The 22,437-nt window shown below is 36.9% G+C and carries 19 protein-coding genes; 12 read left to right on the top strand and 7 right to left on the bottom strand.

Annotated elements, in window-relative coordinates; translation table 11 throughout:
* Positions 1-483: 483 nt before the first annotated feature.
* The 12 genes from ACX17N_RS13645 to galE all read left to right on the top strand — a co-directional run bounded on the left by ACX17N_RS13645 (position 484) and on the right by galE (position 15,361).
* Complete coding sequence (locus tag ACX17N_RS13645; protein ID WP_458893113.1) at positions 484-1,458, top strand: glycosyltransferase family 2 protein; 975 nt, start codon at positions 484-486, stop codon at positions 1,456-1,458.
* Positions 1,451-2,518, top strand: coding sequence for a glycosyltransferase (locus ACX17N_RS13640; RefSeq protein ID WP_458893112.1), 1,068 nt, complete (start codon positions 1,451-1,453; stop codon positions 2,516-2,518). The genes ACX17N_RS13645 and ACX17N_RS13640 overlap by 8 nt, the downstream gene beginning before the upstream one ends.
* The gene (locus ACX17N_RS13635; protein WP_458893111.1) at positions 2,511-3,620 is read left to right on the top strand and encodes a glycosyltransferase; all 1,110 of its coding nucleotides are present in this window, start codon (positions 2,511-2,513) and stop codon (positions 3,618-3,620) included. The genes ACX17N_RS13640 and ACX17N_RS13635 overlap by 8 nt, the downstream gene beginning before the upstream one ends.
* A complete protein-coding gene (locus ACX17N_RS13630; RefSeq protein ID WP_458893110.1) occupies positions 3,610-4,719 on the top strand; it encodes an EpsG family protein in 1,110 nt (369 codons plus the stop codon). The genes ACX17N_RS13635 and ACX17N_RS13630 overlap by 11 nt, the downstream gene beginning before the upstream one ends.
* Positions 4,703-5,578, top strand: coding sequence for a glycosyltransferase family 2 protein (locus tag ACX17N_RS13625; RefSeq protein ID WP_458893109.1), 876 nt, complete (start codon positions 4,703-4,705; stop codon positions 5,576-5,578). Before ACX17N_RS13630 ends, ACX17N_RS13625 begins: the two co-directional genes overlap by 17 nt.
* Before the next feature lie 654 nt (positions 5,579-6,232).
* A complete protein-coding gene (locus ACX17N_RS13620) occupies positions 6,233-7,366 on the top strand; it encodes a glycosyltransferase family 4 protein (protein ID WP_458893108.1) in 1,134 nt (377 codons plus the stop codon).
* Between the two features lie 2 nt (positions 7,367-7,368).
* A complete protein-coding gene (locus tag ACX17N_RS13615; RefSeq protein WP_458893107.1) occupies positions 7,369-7,986 on the top strand; it encodes a sugar transferase in 618 nt (205 codons plus the stop codon).
* A gap of 160 nt (positions 7,987-8,146) precedes the next feature.
* Positions 8,147-9,208, top strand: coding sequence for a hypothetical protein (locus ACX17N_RS13610; protein WP_458893106.1), 1,062 nt, complete (start codon positions 8,147-8,149; stop codon positions 9,206-9,208).
* Positions 9,201-9,803 (top strand): GNAT family N-acetyltransferase, encoded by a 603-nt coding sequence (locus ACX17N_RS13605; RefSeq protein WP_458893105.1) that lies wholly within the window; start codon positions 9,201-9,203, stop codon positions 9,801-9,803. Before ACX17N_RS13610 ends, ACX17N_RS13605 begins: the two co-directional genes overlap by 8 nt.
* A 9-nt stretch (positions 9,804-9,812) precedes the next feature.
* Positions 9,813-10,997: a DegT/DnrJ/EryC1/StrS family aminotransferase gene (locus tag ACX17N_RS13600; protein WP_458893104.1), complete on the top strand. Its 1,185-nt coding sequence runs from the start codon at positions 9,813-9,815 to the stop codon at positions 10,995-10,997.
* A gap of 1,369 nt (positions 10,998-12,366) precedes the next feature.
* Positions 12,367-14,241 carry a polysaccharide biosynthesis protein gene (locus tag ACX17N_RS13595; RefSeq protein ID WP_458893103.1) on the top strand — a complete coding sequence of 625 codons (1,875 nt, stop codon included), beginning with the start codon at positions 12,367-12,369 and terminating at the stop codon, positions 14,239-14,241.
* 97 nt (positions 14,242-14,338) lie between these two features.
* Positions 14,339-15,361 carry a UDP-glucose 4-epimerase GalE gene (gene galE, locus ACX17N_RS13590; RefSeq protein WP_458893102.1) on the top strand — a complete coding sequence of 341 codons (1,023 nt, stop codon included), beginning with the start codon at positions 14,339-14,341 and terminating at the stop codon, positions 15,359-15,361.
* A gap of 47 nt (positions 15,362-15,408) precedes the next feature.
* Here the strand turns inward: galE and ACX17N_RS13585 are convergent, their stop codons facing one another.
* The 7 genes from ACX17N_RS13585 to ribH are packed head-to-tail and all read right to left on the bottom strand — an operon-like array spanning position 15,409 to position 22,429.
* On the bottom strand, positions 15,409-16,779 hold the full coding sequence (locus tag ACX17N_RS13585; protein WP_458893183.1) for a phosphohexomutase domain-containing protein: 1,371 nt from the start codon (positions 16,777-16,779) through the stop codon (positions 15,409-15,411).
* 55 nt (positions 16,780-16,834) lie between these two features.
* Positions 16,835-18,673 carry a glutamine--fructose-6-phosphate transaminase (isomerizing) gene (gene glmS / locus ACX17N_RS13580; protein WP_458893101.1) on the bottom strand — a complete coding sequence of 613 codons (1,839 nt, stop codon included), beginning with the start codon at positions 18,671-18,673 and terminating at the stop codon, positions 16,835-16,837.
* A gap of 12 nt (positions 18,674-18,685) precedes the next feature.
* Positions 18,686-20,050 (bottom strand): bifunctional UDP-N-acetylglucosamine diphosphorylase/glucosamine-1-phosphate N-acetyltransferase GlmU, encoded by a 1,365-nt coding sequence (gene glmU, locus ACX17N_RS13575; protein ID WP_458893100.1) that lies wholly within the window; start codon positions 20,048-20,050, stop codon positions 18,686-18,688.
* 21 nt (positions 20,051-20,071) lie between these two features.
* Complete coding sequence (locus tag ACX17N_RS13570) at positions 20,072-20,620, bottom strand: phosphatidylglycerophosphatase A family protein (RefSeq protein ID WP_458893099.1); 549 nt, start codon at positions 20,618-20,620, stop codon at positions 20,072-20,074.
* Complete coding sequence (thiL, locus tag ACX17N_RS13565; protein ID WP_458893098.1) at positions 20,571-21,488, bottom strand: thiamine-phosphate kinase; 918 nt, start codon at positions 21,486-21,488, stop codon at positions 20,571-20,573. Before thiL ends, ACX17N_RS13570 begins: the two co-directional genes overlap by 50 nt.
* Positions 21,489-21,505: 17 nt before the next feature.
* Positions 21,506-21,955, bottom strand: a complete 450-nt coding sequence (nusB, locus tag ACX17N_RS13560) for a transcription antitermination factor NusB (RefSeq protein WP_458893097.1) — start codon at positions 21,953-21,955, stop codon at positions 21,506-21,508.
* A 3-nt stretch (positions 21,956-21,958) separates the two neighbouring features.
* Positions 21,959-22,429 (bottom strand): 6,7-dimethyl-8-ribityllumazine synthase, encoded by a 471-nt coding sequence (gene ribH / locus ACX17N_RS13555; protein WP_016165653.1) that lies wholly within the window; start codon positions 22,427-22,429, stop codon positions 21,959-21,961.
* Positions 22,430-22,437: the final 8 nt, after the last annotated feature.

The following is a 22,437-nucleotide window of genomic DNA, read 5'->3' as shown; positions in this document are numbered from 1 at the left end:
ATTTTTGGTTACTATAAAAGTATTGGCATAGGGAGAATTTTTAGTTATATTTTAGATTAAATTCTGGAAAAGAGAAAATCATAGGTGATATAAATAGTTATTAAATAAAAGGTTTTTACTATACAGTCTCATAAAATTAGAAAATCATAGAATATTCACGAAAAAATGTATTGATATGTGTTTCATAAAATTTAAAAATTTTAAAAACTCATAACATAAGGAAATTATTCTATTGTTAACTCATTACATGGAGTTATATTTGAAATAATTTATAACAAATTTTTTTAAATTAATAGAAAGTAAAGATGTGTACTAGGTTTTAGTTTCACTCTTTACTATGTAAATATATTGATTAGAAAGGGTCGTGGATGTTGCTTCTAGCCTGAAGTCAACTTTATCAATAAAATTGACTATTGAAATTTAATATCTTATCGGAAATTATAGAAAATAATTATGTGATTTTACTTTTATAGGTAGGTTAATATGCTTCAACCTAAAGTCACTATTGTAATTCCAGTATATAATACACAAAGTTATATAGATCAATGTTTATCATCTGTTGTAAATCAAACTTTCTCAAATATTAAAATTATTATCGTTAATGATGGAAGTACTGACAATTCATTGAAAATTTGTCAAAAATATGCGGATAATGATAATAGAATAACTCTAGTTAATAAGCCAAATGAGGGTGTAAGTATAGCTAGAAATGTTGGTATAAGTTTAGCTGAAGGTGAATGGATTTACTTTCTAGATAGTGATGATTATTTAGATAAAAATACTGTTGAAAATTTATTAGATGAGGCAGATTTATTTGATGCAGATATTATACAGTTTGGTGTTAGATCTTACATTGATTTAAATATAGTGAGAGAAAAAAAACCTAAGAATAAAAAAATATATAATAATTTGCATGATTTTTTACTTGAGAATGAGCTTAAACCCATAAGTGCTTGGTTACATTTTTTTAATTTAAAAATAATTAAAGAGAATAAGATTTTATTTAATACTAAGCTTAAGCATGGTGAAGATATGTTATTTGTATATAGCGTATATTGCCATGCCTGCAAAATTTTGGTTTTAAATAAAATATTCTATAATCAAGTGTTAAGCCCTAATTCTGCAAGTCGAAAGCCTATTCAAATTGATGTGTTATTTGATACCATGTTATTTATTGCTGAACTAACTGATTATGTTAAGAAAATAAATCTCACTAATTGTTATTCTTTAGAATTAATTGAATTATCAAAGAGAATATTTGTTATTCCATTACTTTTAGAGAGTAAAATTGAGTTTTATGAAAATAAAAAATCTATACAGAGTTTGTATAATTCAATTTACGATAATAATAAATATATTTTTAATAAAATTTACCATAAGATTGCACGCATAGATATAGGATTAATTGTTTATTTGTTAAAAATTATCCATAAATTTAGAGGGGTTAAATATGCATAACTCGGTATTTAATAAGAAAGAGTTGGCTTTTTTGATTAATAACCTTTCTAACTCTGGAGGCACACAACGAATTTTATGTATTCTTTGTAATTTGTTAATAGATAGGTATGGTATTACAATTTTAGTTAATAAATCTGGTCAGTCATTTTATAAATTAGATACTCGAGTAAATGTTATTAGCTTATCAGAAACAAGGGGTGGGCTTCTTGGAAAGAATATTAAGATATATAATATTTTAAAAGAAAAAAAAATCGATTTTTACATTAATCTTGATTCAAATTCAATTTTATTTAATGGTTTTATTTTGCCTAGAAAAACAAGATTGATTCTTTGGGAGCATTTTTCTTTAATTGGAAATTTCGATAAAGTTTTGTTCAAGATATCAAGGTATTATGCTGTTTTAAAATGTTTCAAAATTGTTGTATTATCTCAATATGAAATTTATTCTTGGGAAAATTACAGTAAATTTTGTAAAAATAAATTATTATTAATATATAACCCATTAACAATTGATTCGGCTATAACCACCTCTAACCTTTCAGAAAATAAATTTCTTGCAATAGGGAATGATATAACAGTTAAGGGTTTTGATATTCTTTTAGACGCATGGGCACTTTTTAAAAGCAATGACTGGACTCTGCAGATAGTAGGTTTAAGAGATGATGACATTAATACGCTGAATCAAATTATTCATAAGGAAAAACTTAAAAATATTGAGTTGTTTGGTCGTATTAACAATATTGAAAAGTTTTATCAAAATGCTACGGTATTTCTTTTACCATCACGGAAAGAAGCAACACCATTGGTATTAATTGAAAGTCAAGCTTATGGACTTCCGGCTATTGTCTTTGATCATTTGCCAGGTGTTTTAGAACTACTTAATGAATCAGGAGTTGTTGTCAATTTTGAACATAAAGAGGTGGGTTTTGCAGCAGCAATGAATAAACTTGCAAATAATCATGAATATCTAAAATTACTTTCTGAAGCTGCGCTAATTAATTCAACCCGATTTAATACCGAAAATTTCAAAAATTCATGGCTAGGGATCTTTAATGATTAGAATTTTACATATAGTTGGTAAGATGGATCGTGCTGGTGCAGAAACCATGCTAATGAACTTATTTCGCAATATTGATCGTACATCAGTTCAATTTGATTTTATTACTTTTACTCAAGAAAAAGGTGACTATGACGATGAAATTTTTGAATTAGGTGGCAGAATTTTCCCAATTCTTGCAAAGAATCCAATTGAACGAATGTTTAAGCTAACAAATTTTTTAAGGCAACATTCGGAATATCGAATTGTACATGCGCATATGTTGCTAAGTAATGCTTTTCATCTGTTAGCAGCAAAAAGCGCTGGTGTTCAGCATCGAATTTCACATTCGCATAATACAAGCAATGGAAAATTAGGGGTTATTGCTTATTTATATGAAAAATTTGCAATATATTTAAATAAAAAATTATCAACACAAAAAATAGCTTGTGGTAAAGGAGCCGCAGAATACTTATTTGGTACGACAGAGCATGTGTGGATCTTAAATAATGCTATTGATTTAAAACTATATAGTCAAATCGCTGAAAAAAATAGAAATTATTGGAAAAGCATTAAAGAAGATATTCAAGGGTTGAAAATTATTCAAGTAGGAAGGTTGAGTGAGGTAAAGAATCATAGGTTCTCTTTAGAAATTGCTAAAAAATTAAAAGAGCAGGGTGCTTCTTTTACATTTCTTATTGTTGGTCATGGCTCATTAGAATGCGATATCAGAAAAATAATTCAAGATAATGGTTTAGATAAAAATGTATATTTATTAGGTGTTAGAGACGACATAGCAAATTTAATGGCTGGAGCAGATGTTATGCTAATGCCTTCACTACATGAAGGATTTCCAGTAGTATTAGTAGAGAGCCAAGCAATTGGATTAAAATCTATAATATCTTCTAAAATTTCAAAAGAAGTTGATCTTGGTGTGGATCTTATTTATTTTAAAGAATTAAATGATATAGAGAAATGGATCGAGGAGTTTAAATATAAAAATCCAGTAAATTTAGAATGTAATATTGAAGTGCTGTCTAAGCATGGTTTTGATATAAAACAAAATGCTGTTCAACTTTTAGATTTTTATAAAAATATGGATAGAATATATAATTATGTTAATTGACAATACTGCTTTTTTTAATCTATATAATCTAATTTATTTTATTACAGCATGCTTGGTTGTAGCTTCTGTGCTATCTTCAGAAATCAAGAAAGATGTCTTGGTACAGAATAAATTAGGCCAATATTTAGTTTTTTTTCCTTTAATATCCTTAATAATTCTTGTAGGTTTTAGGGCATATGATGTTGGAACTGATACAGGAAACTATCTCAATATTCTTTGGTATGAAACACTTGAAGTGGATTTTAATGGTGATTTTTTATTTAGTTTAATTGCATTAGTACTCAGATTTTTTGATTTAAACTTTAGTTATTTTTTATTGTTAATTTCATTTTTATTTTATATATTCACTTACAAATCACTAAAGAACTATACTGACATATATGAATCAAACCTACTAATTTCCTTCTTTTCATGTATGTCCTTTTTCTTTTATTTAAGTATGAGTATTAATGTTATTCGGCAAGGTGTATCTTTATCTATTTTGTTATTTGCTTATTCTTTATGGGTTGGTAAGAAAAACAATATTTTAATTTTATTTTTTATCCTTTTGTCATTAGCGTTTCATCTTACTTCAATCATACCAATTTTAATATTTATTTCTTCTATTGCCATTAGTAAATTTAGAAGCCTAAATTTACTAATTCTTATTTATTTTCTTTTTGTAATTTTATCTTATTTTAATTATGGTTTTTTAAACTTCTCATCAATATTTTTAGATTTTTTAGGTGATGATAGGCATGCAGGTTATTTTTCTGAAGAAAGTTCTGAATACATCATTGGTTTTAAGCCGCAGTTTGTAATTTTTAATACTTTTTTTCTACTTGTATCTTTATATATTAAAAATAAGTTATCTGATAGTCACTTATTGACTCAATATAATATTTTTGTTTCTTATTATATTATTGCCAGTATTGTTATGTTTATGGCATTTCAATTGCCATTTTCAGATCGTTGGGGATTGTTCTCATGGTGTGCTATTCCATTGCTAATTTCACCATTATTTTATTCACCCTTTGTTAAGGAAAAAATACAAATTCATTATGTCTTAATGTTGATTCTAATTTACATTGGCTTTTATTTCTATGATAAATCAATCTGAAAATACACCTAGTATTAGTGTAGGTATTCCATTTTATAATGCTGAAAAGTTCTTAGCTTTTGCCATTCAGTCTGTACTTTGTCAATCATATCATGATTGGGAATTGATTCTTTTAGATGATGGATCTACAGATAATTCCCTGAAGATTGCTAAAGAGTTTGCGTGCAAAGATCAGCGGATTAAAGTGATATGTGATGGTGAAAATAAAAAATTACCCTATCGTCTAAATCAATTAATAACAGAATCAAAAGGTAAATTTATAGCAAGGATGGATGCTGATGATATTATGCATCCTAGTCGTTTAGAAATACAATTCAAATATCTTTTAGAAAATGATGTATTTGATTTGGTTTCTTCAGGTTTGGTCTCTATAGATGATCAGAATAGAGTCTGTGGATTTAGATGTGTTAATTCACTTATTACTGAAATAGCTAAACCATTTAAGTTTCCTATTGCTCATCCAACAGTGATGGCTAGAAAAGAATGGTATCTACGAAATTTATATAGTTTAGACTATCCTCGTGCTGAAGATTTTGAACTGTGGTGTCGTGCATATGCTAAAAATGATTTAAAAATAGCAATTCTTCCTGATTTACTTATTTTTTATCGTGAATTTGGAAACATCTCCATCGATAATCTTTTGAAAACATGTTCAGATGAACATAAAGTAAGAAATTATTATCAAGTGAATAATAGAATCTTTAATTTTATCTATTTTAAATTTAAATATTTTTTGATTTATACAATTGGTTTTTTGGGATTTGGGCAGAATCTTTCGAAGAGAAGAAATCGAAATTTATCTGATCATGATGCAAAAAAGATGCAAGAATTATTAAATCTGATTGTGAATAGAATGTAGGATCTTTGGAAATTTTATTTTGTAGATAAGCTACTTTAATAAAAATAATTATATGCAAATTAATAAAAGTAGTGTGGTTATCTAAATAAAGATATTACTGAAAAACTATTCATCAATATAATTTTCGATGGATACCCTGAATCTAAAAATTATTGCACTAGTCATTGATGAGTTTACAATCAAGCCCAAATCAGTCGCTGGAATTTTGTGCTTTGATCTACAAAGCTTGCATTACGTCGAATCAAACGCGCTAGGTAAGGGGATAAGTCAGTTTAGTCTGGTATGGAAATTCAGTCCTTTTTAATGAATATATTGGAAATTTTCATTTTTTACAAAGAGTTGCCTACTTTGCTCATAGTTGTATGAGCTGTATGCTCATTCACCATTCTGAATAAATTTGCAAAATTTAGATAGACTTTATAACTAAGTTATATCTTGGTTTTTGTTACTTGGTGGAACTTTAATTTTTTAAAACTTTTTGCAACAAAATCGATGATTATTTAAAAGTATTTAACAGACATAGCTCCAAAAAAGTATTTTAATTAGAGAAGTTAAAAGAGACAATTGGAACACATTATTGAAAAAATGTTTTATTTCTGTCGCTTAAACGTATAGGGAATAATTTTTTAAAACAATTAAAAAAGCTGAAAAATTATGAGTACGATAGTGTTTATTGGCACGATAGCATCTAGCATTTATGATTTTCGTGCAGATTTAATCCGTAGCCTCTTAAAGCAGGGGCATCGTATCTATGCTTTTACATCTCAATACAATGCAGAAGATATAAATAAAATAGAACAACTAGGTGCTATTCCAGTTACATATACTTTAAATCGTGGTGGATTAAATCCACTGGCAGATATTGTCGCAACTTATCAACTTTTTAAAAAAATTAAGAATATAAATCCTGATGTGGTCTTTTCATATTTTTCTAAGCCAGTCATTTTTGGGACTCTAGCTGCGAAACTAGCAAAAGTACCTTGTGTAATCGGTATGCTTGAGGGGCTGGGTTACACTTTTACAGAGCAGCCAGAGGGTCTAAACCGTAAAACTAAATTTATCCGATTCATTCAGGTTTTTCTCTACAAAATCGCATTGCCAATGCTGGATCAACTGATTTTCTTAAATCCCGATGATCCTAAAGATTTATTGGAAACATATGCTATAAAAGTAAAAAAAGTCGTGATCCTAGGTGGAATAGGTTTAAATTTACAAGACTATCCATATCAACCAGTGGATGATATTTCACTTCCTATTAAATTTTTATTCATTGGTCGGTTGCTTAAAGAAAAAGGAATACATGAGTTTGTTCAAGCCGCTAAATTGGTGAAAAAACAATATCCTAAAACACAGTTTACGATTCTTGGACAAATAGATACTTTTAATATTGGCGCACTACAACAAGCTGAGTTGGATGATTTGATTGCTTCGTGTGTTGTTGAGTATCGTGGTCAAGTGAATAATGTCAAAGACTGGATCACGAATAGTCATGTATTTGTATTGCCCTCTTATCGTGAGGGTGTCCCTCGGAGCACACAAGAAGCCATGGCCATAGGTCGTGCAATTATTACGACAGATGTTCCAGGTTGTCGGGAAACTGTAATTCAAAATCGGAATGGTTTCATTATTCCGCGGTGGGATTCCAAAACTTTAGCTGAATATATGATTTATTTCATTGAGAATCCTAAACAGATTCGATTTATGGGAGATGAAAGCCACAAAATTGCAATTGATAAATTTGATGCTGAAAAAGTAAATCAACGATTACAAAATATTTTAGGAGTCTGAAAATGATTAAACGCTTCCTAGATATTGTGATTGCTTCTTTTGCCCTCACTCTACTGTCGCCAGTATATTTATATGTTACATACAAGGTAAAAAAAAACTTAGGTTCACCGGTGTTATTCCGTCAGGTTCGTCCAGGGTTACATGGCAAACCTTTTGAAATGATTAAATTTAGAAGTATGCATGATGCTATCGATGCCCAAGGGAACCCTTTACCAGATATTAAACGATTAACAACCTTTGGTCGAATGTTGCGGTCTAGCAGTTTGGATGAATTACCTGAATTATGGAATGTGATTAAAGGTGACATGAGTATAGTCGGCCCACGTCCTTTACTGATGGAATATTTACCACTTTATAATGAAGAACAAGCCAAGCGGCATCATGTGCGCCCAGGCATAACTGGTTATGCACAAGTAAATGGACGTAATGCCATTAGTTGGGAGGAAAAATTTAAACTCGATATTTGGTATGTCGAAAATCAATCCGTTTGGTTGGATTTTAAAATTATGCTGAAAACGATCAAAGTTGTTTTGATGAAAGAAAATATAAATGATGAATCAGGTCACTCCATGCCTTTATTTACAGGGAATAAACAAGGTGACAAAAATAATGACCTCTAATGTGACATACTATTGGAATAGCTATAGATGATTAATCCAATTTCACAGTAGAAAAATAATTTTGATATATATCATTAAGTCAGGTTTTTAAAATTTCATCCATAATAGTAGAAGGCAGTGAGGGTGAAAGGTTAATTTCTAATTTTGAGGTTAACATAAAATGATAAAAATAGATTCTAATGTGAAATGCTCTTTAATTGATATAAATGATCAATGGGATGTTGTAGTAAAGAAATTTAATTTTGATATCTATCATTTAAGTGGCTGGCTAAAATCTTCAGTACTTATTGATGGTGGTCAGGCGAAAGGGCTAATTATTCAGTCAGAGAATAGTGAATTACTTTTTCCTTTAATTATCAGAAAAATAGATGATATATTTTGGGATGCAACCTCTCCATATGGTTATAGTGGTCCATTAGGAGATAGTGTATTAACTTATCAAGAGATTGATCAGTTATTAAAACATGCAATTCATTTTTTAAAGGAGCTGAATTGTGTTTCTTGGTTTATTCGATTACATCCAATATTAAATATCGGATGGAAGAGTACATTTGGTATTATTGTTGAGCATGGACCAACATTATCTTCAGATTTGAGTAAAACAGAAGAGGAACATTGGGCTGAAACTCAACATAGACATCAACGTGGCATTAAAAAGGCATTAAAGTATTCTCTATATACAAAGATTGAAGAATTCAATGAAAATAATGCTTTGATTTTTTCTAAAATTTATACTGAAACTATGAAGCATTTAAATGCTTCAGATTTTTATTTTTTTGATGATTTATATTTTATACAGTTGGCAAAAAATCTAAAAGGAAGAATTCTATTAATTACAGCCTATCATATGGAAAATCCAATTGCTGCTTCACTTTATACCTATTGTAAAGAAAGCGGAATTATTCAATATTATTTAGGTGGTACTCTAGATGCTTATCGAAATTTACAACCTGCTAAGCTGATTACACACATCGCAAGAGCTTGGGGTCGTGAAAATAAATATTCCATCTTGCATCTTGGCGGAGGTTTAGGAGCGTCTCTGGATTCATTATATGAATATAAAAAAGGATTCAGTTCGAATGAGCATTTATTTAAAACACATCGTATTGTCGTGAACTCTGATATTTATATCAAATTATCAAATAAAAATGGCAGGGTTGGACAGCTAACAGAATACTTTCCGCTCTATCGGGAACCAAATGGGAAATCTTCTCATGATTAAATCTAAAAATGTGTCTCTTAGACCAATTGAGTTACACGATGATATTTTATTGCAAAAATTGATGAATGATCCTTTTGTGGCTGGAAATGTAGCTGGATGGTCATTTCCTGTATCTGTTTTTTCCCAAAATAATTGGATTCAGTCAAATGCAGATAGTTCAACTTATCGCTTAATTATTGTAGATAATGAAACGAATGAAGCTGTTGGTGTCACTGGATTGTGGGCTATTGATTGGCATAATCAGTCAGCTAATATGCCAATAAAAATCTTACCTGAAAAAGGTAAAAAGGGCTTTGGTACAGAAGTCATTATGTTAACCATGGCGTGGGCCTTTTACAATGTCGGACTCAGACGTTTATATGGTCCAGTTTTAGACTTCAATGGGCCCAGTATGGGGGCTTATGTTAAAAAATGTGGTTGGAAGGTTGAAGGTCGACAACGTGAAGCGATTTTCCGTAAGGGAGAATGGCATGATGTATACGATATAGCAATTCTGAAGCATGAATTTGATGCTCTACCTAATGTTGCTGAGTTTATTCATGCGGTATGTCCTGTAGATACCACGCCGAATATCAATTTCCAAGATTACCTTTAGAGCAAAAAGATGCTAAATACTACATTTGAACCATGGCCAAGCTTCACAGAAGCAGAAGCAGATGCTGTGAAAGATCTGCTGCTTTCAAATAAAGTGAACTATTGGACTGGACAAGAATGTAGAGAGTTTGAGAAAGAATTTGCTCAATTTACCCAAACCCAATATGCCGTAGCACTAGCCAATGGTACGGTAGCACTTGATGTTGCTTTAAAAGCTTTAAATATTGGTGCTGGTGATGATGTAATTGTTACATCCAGAACATTTCTTGCATCTGCCAGCTGTATTGTTACAGCTGGTGCTAATCCTATTTTTGCAGATGTTGAGCTGGATTCTCAGAATATTTCTCGAAAGACCATTGAGGCGGTATTAACCCCAAATACCAAAGCGATTATATGCGTACATTTAGCGGGTTGGATGTGTGATATGGATCCAATCATGCAGTTGGCGGAAGAAAAAGGTCTATTTGTCATAGAAGATTGTGCACAAGCGCATGGTGCACAATATAAAGGAAAATCAGCGGGTTCAATTGGTCATATAGGGGCATGGTCGTTCTGTCAGGACAAAATTATGAGCACGGGGGGTGAAGGGGGGATGGTCACCACCAATGATGAAAACTTATGGAAAAAAATGTGGTCCTATAAAGACCATGGTAAAAACTATGACAGCATTTACCATAAACAACACCCGCCTGGTTTTCATTGGGTACATGACTCTTTTGGAACCAATTGGCGCATGATGGAAATGCAGGCCGTGCTCGGGCGCATGCAACTGAAACAAATGCCCGTATGGACAAAAAAACGTACACAGAATGCGCAGCGTATATTGGCTGTATTTCAAAATAGTCGTTATTTCTCGGTAAGTTATCCAAACCAAGATTATGTACATGCCTACTATAAGTGTTATGTGCAGGTGAATAATCAACAATTACCGGCAGGTTGGTCACGTGATCGTATTATGAATGAAATTACTGCGCAAGGTGTGCCATGTTTTATTGGTTCTTGTTCAGAAGTTTATTTAGAACAAGCATTTGAAGGTACTCCTTGGAGACCCAAAACACGCTTAGTGAGCGCTCAACAATTAGGTGAAACCAGTTTAATGTTTTTGGTACATCCGACCTTAACAGAAGATAGTTTGGAAAAAACTGTGAATGCTATTCAGCAAGTTTTACAGAGGATGAATGCAATAACCAATTAAACCAATTAAACCAATTAAGGTGATCCTAGACAAAATATCGGATAAATAGCCCTTTTAAAAATAATGAAATGTTAATTTTAGAGCTATAGCTGGTTATCTTGGGCAGTATGACTGTTCCAGTTATGCAAATCGATTCAAATCATCGTTTGCTTATAACGCAAATTTTATGGGATCACCTATTTGAGTTATTCAGTCACGACTATTTGGACAATAAATATTGCCTCTATTTGAATTAAAGAAGGCGAGTTGTATTTATTTGTATTAGAGAGTTAATTTAGGCATCGTATTCGTGGTTGGAAAATTAGCTCACACATAAACTAGCACTTGGTATGTGATGCATTTCATTATGCAATGGTTCGCTAGGAAACTCTATCTGGTGTAATGCTTATGCGCTTGTGAAGCTGTGCTTTTTAGGCTCGCGATATTGTAATGTTAGAGCAATGTTGCAGATAAATAATGAAATTAAAATAATATTTAGGCGAATAGACTGCAAGGATAATGTAGTAATTGAACGCTTCTTTCATACACCCATCAAAATTCATGTGGTTCACGGCAGTCTATTTTCTACTTGAAAATGCGCCAATCAGGTTTATTTTGAATATCTTGAGATTTACTACAATCGAATCAGACAGCACTCTGCAAATAATTTAATTTTTCTTAATGAGTCATGGCTAAAAATTGCTCGTCCGTCCGCGTAGGACTTCCAGTTTCAATGAATCAGAGCATTTGGGGATCTCACAAGACTAGCCATGCCTAAAATTGATTGATTTAGGATTTACGTCCAGATATTTTTTGCTTTCAGCATTTAAGGCCGTTTCGGTCAGCTGTTTAATCCGAGACGTCAGAGCAAAATTTTTGCTCGTGAGTGGTTGTTTTTACTGTAATTGTTTTTAAATTTGTTTAGAACTCAAAGTTATTATTTGTCATAAGATGTTATTAAAAATTTATTAAATTATTGAAACTACGATGTTTTTGACATAAGTCTCAATATAATTAAAAAACAATATTAATTTATCAAATTTTACCAGTTTTTGGGGATTTATAGACCTTTGTGGTGATTCTATAGTGGTGCTATATCATTCGTTTGCTTGATCTAGAAGGTTTGCTTAGAGACTTAAAATGTGCTTGGTGAATGCTCAATATCTAAGTGAAGCAAATTTAATGTTCTTGGTACATCTATGTTATGAGAAGAGAGTTTTGTAAAAACCGTGAATGTAATTAAGAAGATTGTGCAGGCGATTGATGCAATAAAAAGTTAATCCATATAAGGACAATATGGTGTCCTCATAAGGCTATCCCACTTAAACATGCATTTTTATTGACATAAAAATCGCGATAAAGATGCAATCCTGTAAAGGGGATCATCATTGTGAGAAATATAATTCATCAATTTGCTGCACAGCCAAGATTATATAAGCAACTTTTCCTAAGCTTTTTGGATTTATTGGCTTTCCCTGTAATTTTATGGTTGTGCTATGTGATTCGGTTATTTGATTTTCAAACTCCAATTATTTCAAGTGCAGCGTATGGCATTCTCTTGGTCAGTTTCATTGCGGTTTTGAGTTTAATGATCACAGGAGTTTATCGTTTTATTGTTCATACTTTTGAAGAAATCCTGATCTTGAAGTTAGCACTTGCTGTTGCTATCACGATGATCGCTTTGTATGTACTGCGTACAAGTACAGCAACATTTGTTCCGATGTCTGTCCCATTTATATTCGGATTTATGATGTTTACATGGGTTTGGTTGAGTCGGGTATATATTCGTTTTCTAGTTAGAGCCTCATATTGTGCTGAAATTGGCAGTAAAAGAGTTGCAATTTATGGTGCAGGTGCAGCTGGTCAGCAAATTGAGGCGGCACTTAAATGTTCAGGCCAGTATCTACCTGTATTCTTTATTGATGATGATCCATCCTTACAAGGAAGAATTATTGGCAGTATACCTGTTTATCCAGTTGATCAAGCATTACAACGCTTGAAGAAAGATAGAATCGACGAGATTTTATTGGCACTTCCTTCAGTGGGGCGTGTAAGAAAAGCAGAGATTATTCATGAGCTTGAGCCTTGTAGTTTAAAAATTACGGCATTGCCTGGTTTGACCCAGTTGGTTCATGGTGAAATTACAGTTTCAGATATTCAGGAAGTGGATATTATTGATTTGTTAGGGCGTGATCCTATTCCCCCAATTTCGCATTTATTGACCAAGAATATTGAAAATAAAGTTGTGATGGTGACAGGTGCCGGTGGGTCTATTGGATCTGAATTATGTCGTCAAATTGTTAAGAATAAGCCGAAAGCGCTAGTGCTTTATGAATTGAACGAATTCGCACTGTATAACATTGATCAAGAATTACATTCGAGCTGTGATGTGACCATCATTCCTGTTTTGGGTTCTGTGCGGAATCAAGCCAAATTAGAGTACGAGATTGAACAGTATGGTGTTCAAACGGTTTACCATGCAGCGGCATACAAGCATGTGCCTCTAGTTGAATGTAATCCGCTTGCTGGATTGAAAAATAATGCGATTGGTACGGCATGTAGTCTCAATGCAGCAGTAAAAAAAGGAGTAGAAACATTTGTATTAATTTCGACAGATAAAGCAGTTCGCCCCACCAATGTGATGGGGGCTTCGAAGCGGCTGGCAGAGTTATATTGTCAAGCTGTCGCTACAATACAGAAAAATATACATATCAGTATTGTTCGCTTTGGTAACGTTTTAGGGTCTTCAGGTTCAGTCGTCCCTTTATTTAAACAGCAAATTGCCAAAGGGGGCCCCATTACGGTGACTCATCCAGAGGTGACTCGTTACTTTATGACCATTCCTGAAGCCTCACAATTGGTGATTCAGGCGGGAGCACTTGGGCAAGGTGGAGATGTCTTCTTATTGGATATGGGGGAACCTGTATGCATTCAGAATTTGGCACGACAAATGATTAAACTAAGTGGTTTTACTGTGCGAGAAACTGGGTCGTTGAGTGGTGATATTGAAATCATCTATAGCGGCTTACGTCCAGGAGAGAAACTGTATGAGGAACTGTTGATTGACCAAGAGAATACAGAGTATACAGAGCATGCGCGGATTCGCCGTTCTTTTGAAAAAGATTATCCTTTACAAGAAATACAAATAGTATTTGATAGAATCAATCAAATGGATGCAGCAAAGCCAGATATTGATTGGCTGTTGACTCAACTTGAGCATTATGTCGATGGGTATAAACGGGGTAATCAAGTTATAATTAACTAAATTATAGTGATTCGCTTGATGAGTATAATATCCGTAGTACAGAGTTCATTTGATAGCTTTATTTAAGGCTTACTGAAAGTTTTGCAAGGAAAAAAATATGGCTAAAATTTTAGTCACAGGTGGCGCAGGTTACATTGGCTCACATACCTGTGTAGAGTTATTAACTGCTGGCCATGATGTTGTGGTATTAGATAATCTCTCGAATAGTTCAGTAGAATCTTTGGCTCGAGTACAAGCACTGACAGGAAAATCTCTTGATTTTATTGAAGGGGATATTCGAGATGGTGAAACACTAGATCATCTTTTTTCACAGCATACGATTGATGCCGTAATTCATTTCGCTGGTTTGAAAGCGGTCGGTGAAAGTCAGCAGATTCCGTTGACTTATTTTGATAATAACATTGCAGGTAGTCTAAATTTAGTCAAAGCTATGGAACGCGCTGGCGTCTTTAAGCTGGTATTTAGTTCCTCTGCGACCGTCTATGATGAAGCGAATGTTTCTCCGTTGAATGAAGAGATGCCGACGGGCATGCCATCGAATAATTACGGTTATACCAAACTGATTGTTGAGCAGATGCTACAAAAGTTAAGTGTAGCAGATGCACGGTGGTCGATTGCATTGCTGCGTTATTTTAATCCGGTAGGCGCGCATAAAAGTGGTCGAATTGGTGAAGATCCTCAAGGCATTCCCAATAATTTGATGCCTTATGTAACACAGGTGGCCGTAGGGCGTCGTGAAAAATTATCCATTTTTGGACAGGATTACGATACCGTTGATGGTACTGGGGTACGAGATTATATTCATGTGGTGGATTTAGCCAATGCACATCTGTGTGCCTTAAATAATCGTTTATCCGCGACAGGCTGTCGTGCTTGGAATATTGGTACGGGGCAGGGTGCCTCTGTCTTACAGATTAAAAATACCTTTGAACAGGTTAATGGTATTGCAATTGCTTATGAGTTTGCACCGCGACGTGAGGGAGATGTAGCAACCTCATTTGCAGATAATACTCGAGCCGTGACTGAGTTAAATTGGCAGCCGCAATATGGTCTTCAGGATATGCTCGCGGATAGCTGGAACTGGCAGAAGCAAAATCCGCAAGGCTATGCAAAAGATTAATGCATCGTTTTGATTAAAAAAGGGAGCCAAGGCTCCCTTTTTTAAGTTTAGTTTTGAATTAACTGAGTTAACTCATGCACATAAGTTTGCATCGGCTTTGGATTCTGATCCAAGCGGCTTTCAATATTCAGGCGTAACAGTGGCTCAGTATTGGATGCACGGACATTTAAACGCCACGCGCCAAAGTCCAAGCTAACACCATCGGTACGATCGACTTGCGGATTCTGATCAGCATAATGATCAAAGATCTTTTGGACCGTAGCTTGAGTATCTGCGACTTTAAAGTTGATTTCACCACTACAAGGGAATTTAGTGATCATATCCTCAACCAGGCTAGATAAAGATTGCTGTGTTTCAGAGAGTACGCTCAAAGCCAGTAACCATGGGATCATGCCACTATCACAGTAAGCGAAGTCACGGAAATAGTGATGCGCACTCATTTCCCCACCATAAACCGCATTATGCTCACGCATGACATCTTTAATGAAGGCATGACCTGATTTAGACTGTACGGTAATCCCTTGATATTGATTAACAATATCTAAAGTATTCCAGACCAGACGCGGATCATGCACAATTTTCTCGTTGGCTTGCTTTAATAGAAAGGCTTGTGCCAGTAAGCCGACAATATAATAACCTTCAATAAACTGGCCTTTTTCATCAAACAGGAAGCAGCGGTCAAAATCGCCATCCCATGCAATGCCCATATCTGCCTGATGTTGCAGTACCGCATTGCGTGTACTGTCCCGATTTTCAATTAAAATCGGGTTAGGGATCCCGTTCGGGAATGTCCCATCGGCTTCATGATGAATTTTAATGAATTTAACTGGAATATTTAGTTGCTTAAATTGCGCTTCCAAAGCATCAATCACATGACCAGCAGCGCCATTGCCTGCATTGACCACCAATTTCAGTGGGCGAATTTTTTCTGGGGTAATATAGGTTAATAAGTGTTGAACAAACTCAGGCAAAATATTGTACGGTTGCACGCTTCCTTTTTGCTCAACAGCTTGAAACTCACCGGATTCCGCCAATGCTTGAATGTCTTTTAGACCCGTATCAGCACTGATGGGGCGGGCATTCTCGCGCACCAGTTTCATGCCGTTATAGTCAATCGGATTATGACTGGCGGTAATCTCAATGCCACCTTGAACATCAAGATGAAAGGCACCGAAATAGACTTCTTCGGTTCCAGTCATGCCTAAATCTAGTACATTCACGCCTGCATCGGTCAGTCCTTGAATGGTGGCTTGTTTCAAACCTTCGCTGCTGAGACGCATATCGCAGCCAATCACCACGGTTTTAGGTTGGTAGATTTGACCATAGGCTCGGCCAATCTTATAAGCAATTTCTTCGTTTAACTCGGTGCCAAGTTTGCCTCGAATATCGTAGGCTTTAAAACAGGTCAGGCGTGTCATATTATTCAACTCATGCTCATTTTATTAAAAAGGCTCGATTGACGAGCCTTTTGTTTTATTCCACAGTTACACTTTTGGCCAAGTTTCGCGGTTGGTCGACATCGGTGCCACGTAATACTGCGACATGATAAGACAGTAACTGTACCGGAACGCTATACACGATTGGTGCTAAAGTCGAAATGATGCTTGGTACACTGACCACATGTTGACGTTCTTTGCTTTGAATGCCGCTGTGTTCATCAGCAAACACAAACAGTTCGCCACCACGCGCTTGCACTTCTTCCATATTGGATTTGAGTTTATCCAGCATGTCATCCTGAGGAGCAAGAATCACCACAGGCATGTCATTATCCACCAGTGCCAATGGACCATGCTTGAGTTCGCCAGCAGCATAGCCTTCTGCATGAATATAAGAAATTTCCTTTAACTTCAGTGCGCCTTCCAGTGCGATCGGGAAGTGCGTGCCACGACCGAGGAATAAGCAGTGCTGCTTTTCTACAAACAACTCAGATAAACGTAGAATGGCTTGGTTATTTTGTAAGGTATCCAAAATCACTTTTGGTAGATGCCATAATTCTGCTGCAATGCTTTGAATCTGATGATCAGAAATGGTTTGCTTGATCTGCCCAATTTTTAAGATCAGCAACATAAGTGCTGCTAATTGCGTGGTAAAGGCTTTGGTGGATGCCACTCCAATTTCTGGTCCTGCCAACGTGAGTAGGCTATGACTGGTTTCACGGATCATGGATGACGTTGCGACATTACAAATGGCCATGGTCACAATGTTGATGTTCTTGTGAGCTGCTCGCTTTTGCGTATCGCGTAGTGCTGCCAAGGTATCCGCCGTTTCACCAGATTGAGAAATACACAAGTAAAGGGTGTTATTCACAATTACAGGGCTGCGATAACGGAACTCGCTGGCGATTTCGACCTGACAAGGCACATCAATCAGTTGTTCAAACCAGTATTTCGCAATCATGCCTGCATGGTAACTGGTACCACACGCCAGAATTTGCACTTGCTGGATGTTGGCAAAATCCGCTTCAGCATGTTGCAGGAAATCGGCACGTAAAGCATTGCCATCTAAAGCTTGAGAAATGGTTTGTTGTAATGCTTCTGGTTGCTCGTAAATTTCTTTGAGCATGTAATGCTTGAATTCACCTTTAGACGCATTGCTGACCGTAGCATCGAGCTCTTTGACTGGGCGCTGTACCAATTGCCCATTTACAAACACTTCAATTTTGTCACGGGTCAAGCGTGCGATATCCCCCTCTTCGAGGTAGATAAAGCGATTGGTAATTGGCAGTAATGCCAATTGGTCCGAGCTAATAAAGTTTTCGCCAATGCCAACCCCAATCACCAGAGGTGAGCCTTCACGTACCGTAATTAACTCATTCGGATAGTCGGTATGAATAATTCCGAGGGCATAAGCGCCTTTGAGTTGCGGCACCACGCTTTGTACCGCTTCTAATAAGCTTGAGGTTGATTTCAAGGCATCATGGACCAGATGCGCGACCACTTCAGTATCGGTTTGTGAAGTAAACACATAACCCAACGCTTCAAGATCATCTTTGAGTTCTTGATAGTTTTCAATAATACCGTTATGCACCACAGCAACATCGCCAGACACATGCGGATGCGCATTATTTTCAGTGGGTTTACCATGGGTCGCCCAACGGGTATGCGCAATCCCGAGTGTGCCAAAGATTTGCGATTCATTTACCGCTTGTTCAAGATTGGCGACTTTACCGACACGACGTTCACGAAGAATTTGGTCATGATTGACTAGTGCTAAACCTGCTGAGTCATAGCCACGGTATTCTAGGCGTTTGAGACCTTCAATGAGAATATTGGTAATACTACGTTCTGCAACGCCACCGACAATACCACACATAGGACGATCCTCTTATTTCTTCAATTTTTGTGGACGTTGAAAATTTTCTTTGACTGTTTGTTGAGAGCGCTCAACAGCTAAACAGTGATCTTCGACATCGCGGGTAATCACGGAACCGGCACCAACGGTTGCACCATTGCCAATCCGGACAGGGGCAACCAGTGAGCTGTTGGAACCAATAAATGCAGCATCACCAATGATGGTCTTGAATTTGTTGGCCCCATCATAGTTGCAGGTAATGGTTCCAGCACCAATGTTTGAACCTGCACCGATTTCGGCATCGCCCAAATAGGTGAAATGGTTGGCTTTGGAGCCTAGACCGACACTGGAGTTTTTCACTTCAACAAAGTTGCCGATATGCACTTCATTGGCAAGTTTTGCGCCTGGACGTAAGCGTGCAAAAGGTCCAATTTGAGTATCTTCACCCACGATGGCTTGATCGAACAAACTGTAAGGTTGGACTTTGGTGCCTGCGGCAATTGTGGTGTTTTTAATCACACAGCCGGCACCAATTTCTACGTTATCACCGAACTCGCAATCCCCTTCAATAATCACGTTGATGTCGATACGGACATCTTGTCCAGCTTTGAGGGTACCACGCAAATCAAATCGGCTCGGATCAATCAGGTGTACACCTTGTTGCATCAATTGTTTAGCTTGAAACTGTTGATATTGACGTTCAAGTGCAGCGAGTTGCATGCGGTCATTGACGCCTTCAACCTCAAATGCCTGCTCAGGTTGTACAGAAGCCACTTCAAGTCCGTCCGCCAGTGCCATCGCAACAATATCAGTCAAATAATATTCGCCTTGCGCGTTATTATTGTTGAGCTGAGGCAACCATTGATGCAATTTGGCATTGCTGACACAGTAGATTCCCGTATTGATTTCTTGAATCTGGCGCTGTTGCGCGTTGGCATCTTTGTGCTCAACAATCGCCTGAATTTGTCCGTCTTTACGGACAATGCGACCATAGCCTGATGCATCATCGAGGGTTAGGGTAACCAGACCAATGCCTGTTCCACGTGAAGCCTCAAGGAGTTTTTGTAAGGTATTCGGTGTAATACAAGGCACATCACCAGATAAAATCAAGGAGATACCGTCTTGTGGTAAAACCGGTAAAGTCATTTGTACAGCATGTCCAGTACCGAGTTGTTCAGCTTGCTCAACCCATTGTACCTGTTCATGCTTAAAACCTTGTTGAACCTGCTCACCGCCATGCCCATAGATGGTAATGATATGTTCCGCGTGTAATTGTTTGGCGGTTTCAATCACGTGGCCAAGTAAGGGGCGTCCTGCTAGGGGTTGTAAGACTTTGGGTAGTTGGGAACGCATTCGAGTTCCTTTACCTGCAGCAAGAATAATCACAGAAGTTGTCATAACACACCTTACAAGCTGGTTTTAAGCCAGAGAAATATTGAGGTATATAAAAATACAGAGCGCTGCCCAAAGCCCTGCAATAATGTCATCCAGCATGATGCCAAAGCCACCATGTACTTGGCGATCAATCACCCGGATTGGCCAAGGCTTCCACACATCAAAGAGACGGAACAATAAGAAGCCAATCAGTGCCCAGAGCATGGTCATGTGTTCAAAATAGATCAATGGCAATAAGCTAATCGATTGTCCCGCGAACTCATCCCAAACAATGCGTCCATCGTCATGTACACCCATGACTTTGGCGGTTTGACCACAGATATAGATGCCGAGCAGTGACATCAGAATGATGGCGTATATGGAGTTGAGAAAGCCTAAATTCAACCATAAGGGAATAAAAAGCAGAGCAAAGGCAGAACCAAAGGTACCGGGTGCTTTGGGCAATAAACCTGAGCCAAAACCGACACCGCAAAATACGATACAGCGGTTCGACCAAGACATGTGGTTAAACTGAATTGGAGGTTTATGCAAAGTGTTGATACCCTTGAAATTGAAGCGGATGATCTTTGCCATCTTTTTCAAATGTAAGCCCAGTTGAATTTGTAATTGTTCCAATCACCGTAATTTTTACATCTAATTGTTGTTGCAAAAGCTGTTGGTAATTTTGCGGGCTTATTGTAAAGCATAACTCATAGTCATCGCCACCTGCCAATGCGTATTGCCATTGTTGTCCCTGTGTTAACTGTTGCACATGACGATCAACGGGTAATTGCTCTAATTGTACACGTGCTCCGACATGGGAGGCTTGCAGGATATGTCCAAGATCTTGTGCCAGACCATCGGAGACATCAATCATGGCGGAGGTGAGCCCTTTGAGCTGTTGCCCGAGTTGGCAGCGTGGGGTCGGATAGTCTAAGCGTTGCTTTAAGGGATGCTGCGGATGCTGTAAACCAAATGCAGCATCTCCGACTTGACCACTGACACAGATATAGTCACCTACTTGTGCACCAGAGCGTTTTACCGCGTGTCCCGTATCCACCCAACCGAGAGCAGTCACAGAAATGGTGAGATGAGGGCTTTGTGTGGTGTCGCCGCCAATTAAGCTCACGCCAAATTGATCACAGCAGTCATATAGACCTTGGCTAAAGTCTTTTAGCCAGTCATGATCGATTTGGGGTAGGCTCAAGGCCAATAAAATACTGTGCGGTTTTGCAGCCATGGCTGCAATATCAGAAAGATTGACTGCTACGGATTTCCAGCCAATAGCATGGGCTGGCGTATCGAGCGGGAAATGTCTTCCTGCAATGAGGGTATCGGTGCAGATCACCAATTGTTGTTGGGAAGGGGGGGTAAGTACGGCTGAGTCATCTCCGACGCCCAAGTCGACGGAAGCATGCTTCTGTCGATTAAAATAGGTCTCAATGATTGAAAACTCAGCCATATTACTTACTACACGTCTTATTGTGCTTGTTGCTTTTCTGCCGCACGAAGGCCGTTGGCTAAACGGTCTAATACACCATTGATGTATTTGTGACTGTCTGCGCCGCCAAAGTGTTTTGCAAGCTCAATCGCTTCATCTAAAACCACGCGATACGGGATTTCAAGATGTTCTTTCAATTCGTAGGCACCTAAACGAAGGGTCGCAAGCTCGACTCCGTCAAGTGCTTCGATTTGGCGATCCAGCACAGGAATAAGAAGCGCATCCAAAGCGTCATGATTGGCAACCACTTGAGTCAGCAATTCATGATAATAGCTTAGGTCCACTTTATGCATGGCATTTTCAACACGCGTACGTGCTTCAATTTCATGCACTGGGTTGCGGCTCATTTGCCATTCATAAATGCCTTGTACAGCAAAACGACGTGCTTTACGTTTTGCAGCATAAGCGGCTTGAAGTGTTTGCGACATGCTTTAAATAGCCTTTAACAAGTTAACCATTTCAATTGCAGTAAGAGCAGCTTCGCTACCTTTATTACCTGCTTTTGTTCCAGAGCGTTCAATCGCTTGTTCAATGCTGTCCGTAGTCAATACACCATTAATGACCGGTAGACCAGTGTCTAGGCCAACAACGCCCAAACCTTTGGCACACTCACCAGCAACAAAGTCAAAGTGAGGCGTGCTACCACGGATCACTGCGCCCAGTGCGATGATGGCATCAAAGCGGTCAGAGGCTGCCAGTTTTTTTGCAACTACTGGCAGTTCCCATGCGCCTGGTGCATGAACAACAGTGATATTATCCTCTGATACACCATGACGTTTCAATGTATCAATTGCACCTTCTAGCAAGTGTTCAACCACAAAGCTATTGAAACGACCAACTAAAATCGCGTAACGGCCTTCGCTCGCGAGATGTAATAAACCTTCAATTCGGCGAATCGCCATAGCAACCT

It is taken from the genome of Acinetobacter sp. GXMZU3951 (assembly GCF_054457875.1).
Note: the sequence above shows the minus strand (reverse complement) of the source record. Positions and strands in the feature narration are given on the sequence as shown.

Coding starts and splice junctions, on each gene's coding strand:
- thiL (WP_458893098.1), bottom strand. CDS start 21,488: ATGGCTGAGTTTTCAATCATTGAGACCTATTTTAATCGACAGAAGCAT.
- glmU (WP_458893100.1), bottom strand. CDS start 20,050: ATGACAACTTCTGTGATTATTCTTGCTGCAGGTAAAGGAACTCGAATG.
- ACX17N_RS13570 (WP_458893099.1), bottom strand. CDS start 20,620: ATGGCAAAGATCATCCGCTTCAATTTCAAGGGTATCAACACTTTGCAT.
- ACX17N_RS13640 (WP_458893112.1), top strand. CDS start 1,451: ATGCATAACTCGGTATTTAATAAGAAAGAGTTGGCTTTTTTGATTAAT.
- ACX17N_RS13600 (WP_458893104.1), top strand. CDS start 9,813: ATGCTAAATACTACATTTGAACCATGGCCAAGCTTCACAGAAGCAGAA.
- ACX17N_RS13630 (WP_458893110.1), top strand. CDS start 3,610: ATGTTAATTGACAATACTGCTTTTTTTAATCTATATAATCTAATTTAT.
- ACX17N_RS13635 (WP_458893111.1), top strand. CDS start 2,511: ATGATTAGAATTTTACATATAGTTGGTAAGATGGATCGTGCTGGTGCA.
- ACX17N_RS13620 (WP_458893108.1), top strand. CDS start 6,233: ATGAGTACGATAGTGTTTATTGGCACGATAGCATCTAGCATTTATGAT.
- ACX17N_RS13645 (WP_458893113.1), top strand. CDS start 484: ATGCTTCAACCTAAAGTCACTATTGTAATTCCAGTATATAATACACAA.
- ACX17N_RS13605 (WP_458893105.1), top strand. CDS start 9,201: ATGATTAAATCTAAAAATGTGTCTCTTAGACCAATTGAGTTACACGAT.
- ACX17N_RS13585 (WP_458893183.1), bottom strand. CDS start 16,779: ATGACACGCCTGACCTGTTTTAAAGCCTACGATATTCGAGGCAAACTT.
- ACX17N_RS13615 (WP_458893107.1), top strand. CDS start 7,369: ATGATTAAACGCTTCCTAGATATTGTGATTGCTTCTTTTGCCCTCACT.
- nusB (WP_458893097.1), bottom strand. CDS start 21,955: ATGTCGCAAACACTTCAAGCCGCTTATGCTGCAAAACGTAAAGCACGT.
- ACX17N_RS13610 (WP_458893106.1), top strand. CDS start 8,147: ATGATAAAAATAGATTCTAATGTGAAATGCTCTTTAATTGATATAAAT.
- glmS (WP_458893101.1), bottom strand. CDS start 18,673: ATGTGTGGTATTGTCGGTGGCGTTGCAGAACGTAGTATTACCAATATT.
- galE (WP_458893102.1), top strand. CDS start 14,339: ATGGCTAAAATTTTAGTCACAGGTGGCGCAGGTTACATTGGCTCACAT.
- ribH (WP_016165653.1), bottom strand. CDS start 22,429: ATGGCGATTCGCCGAATTGAAGGTTTATTACATCTCGCGAGCGAAGGC.
- ACX17N_RS13625 (WP_458893109.1), top strand. CDS start 4,703: ATGATAAATCAATCTGAAAATACACCTAGTATTAGTGTAGGTATTCCA.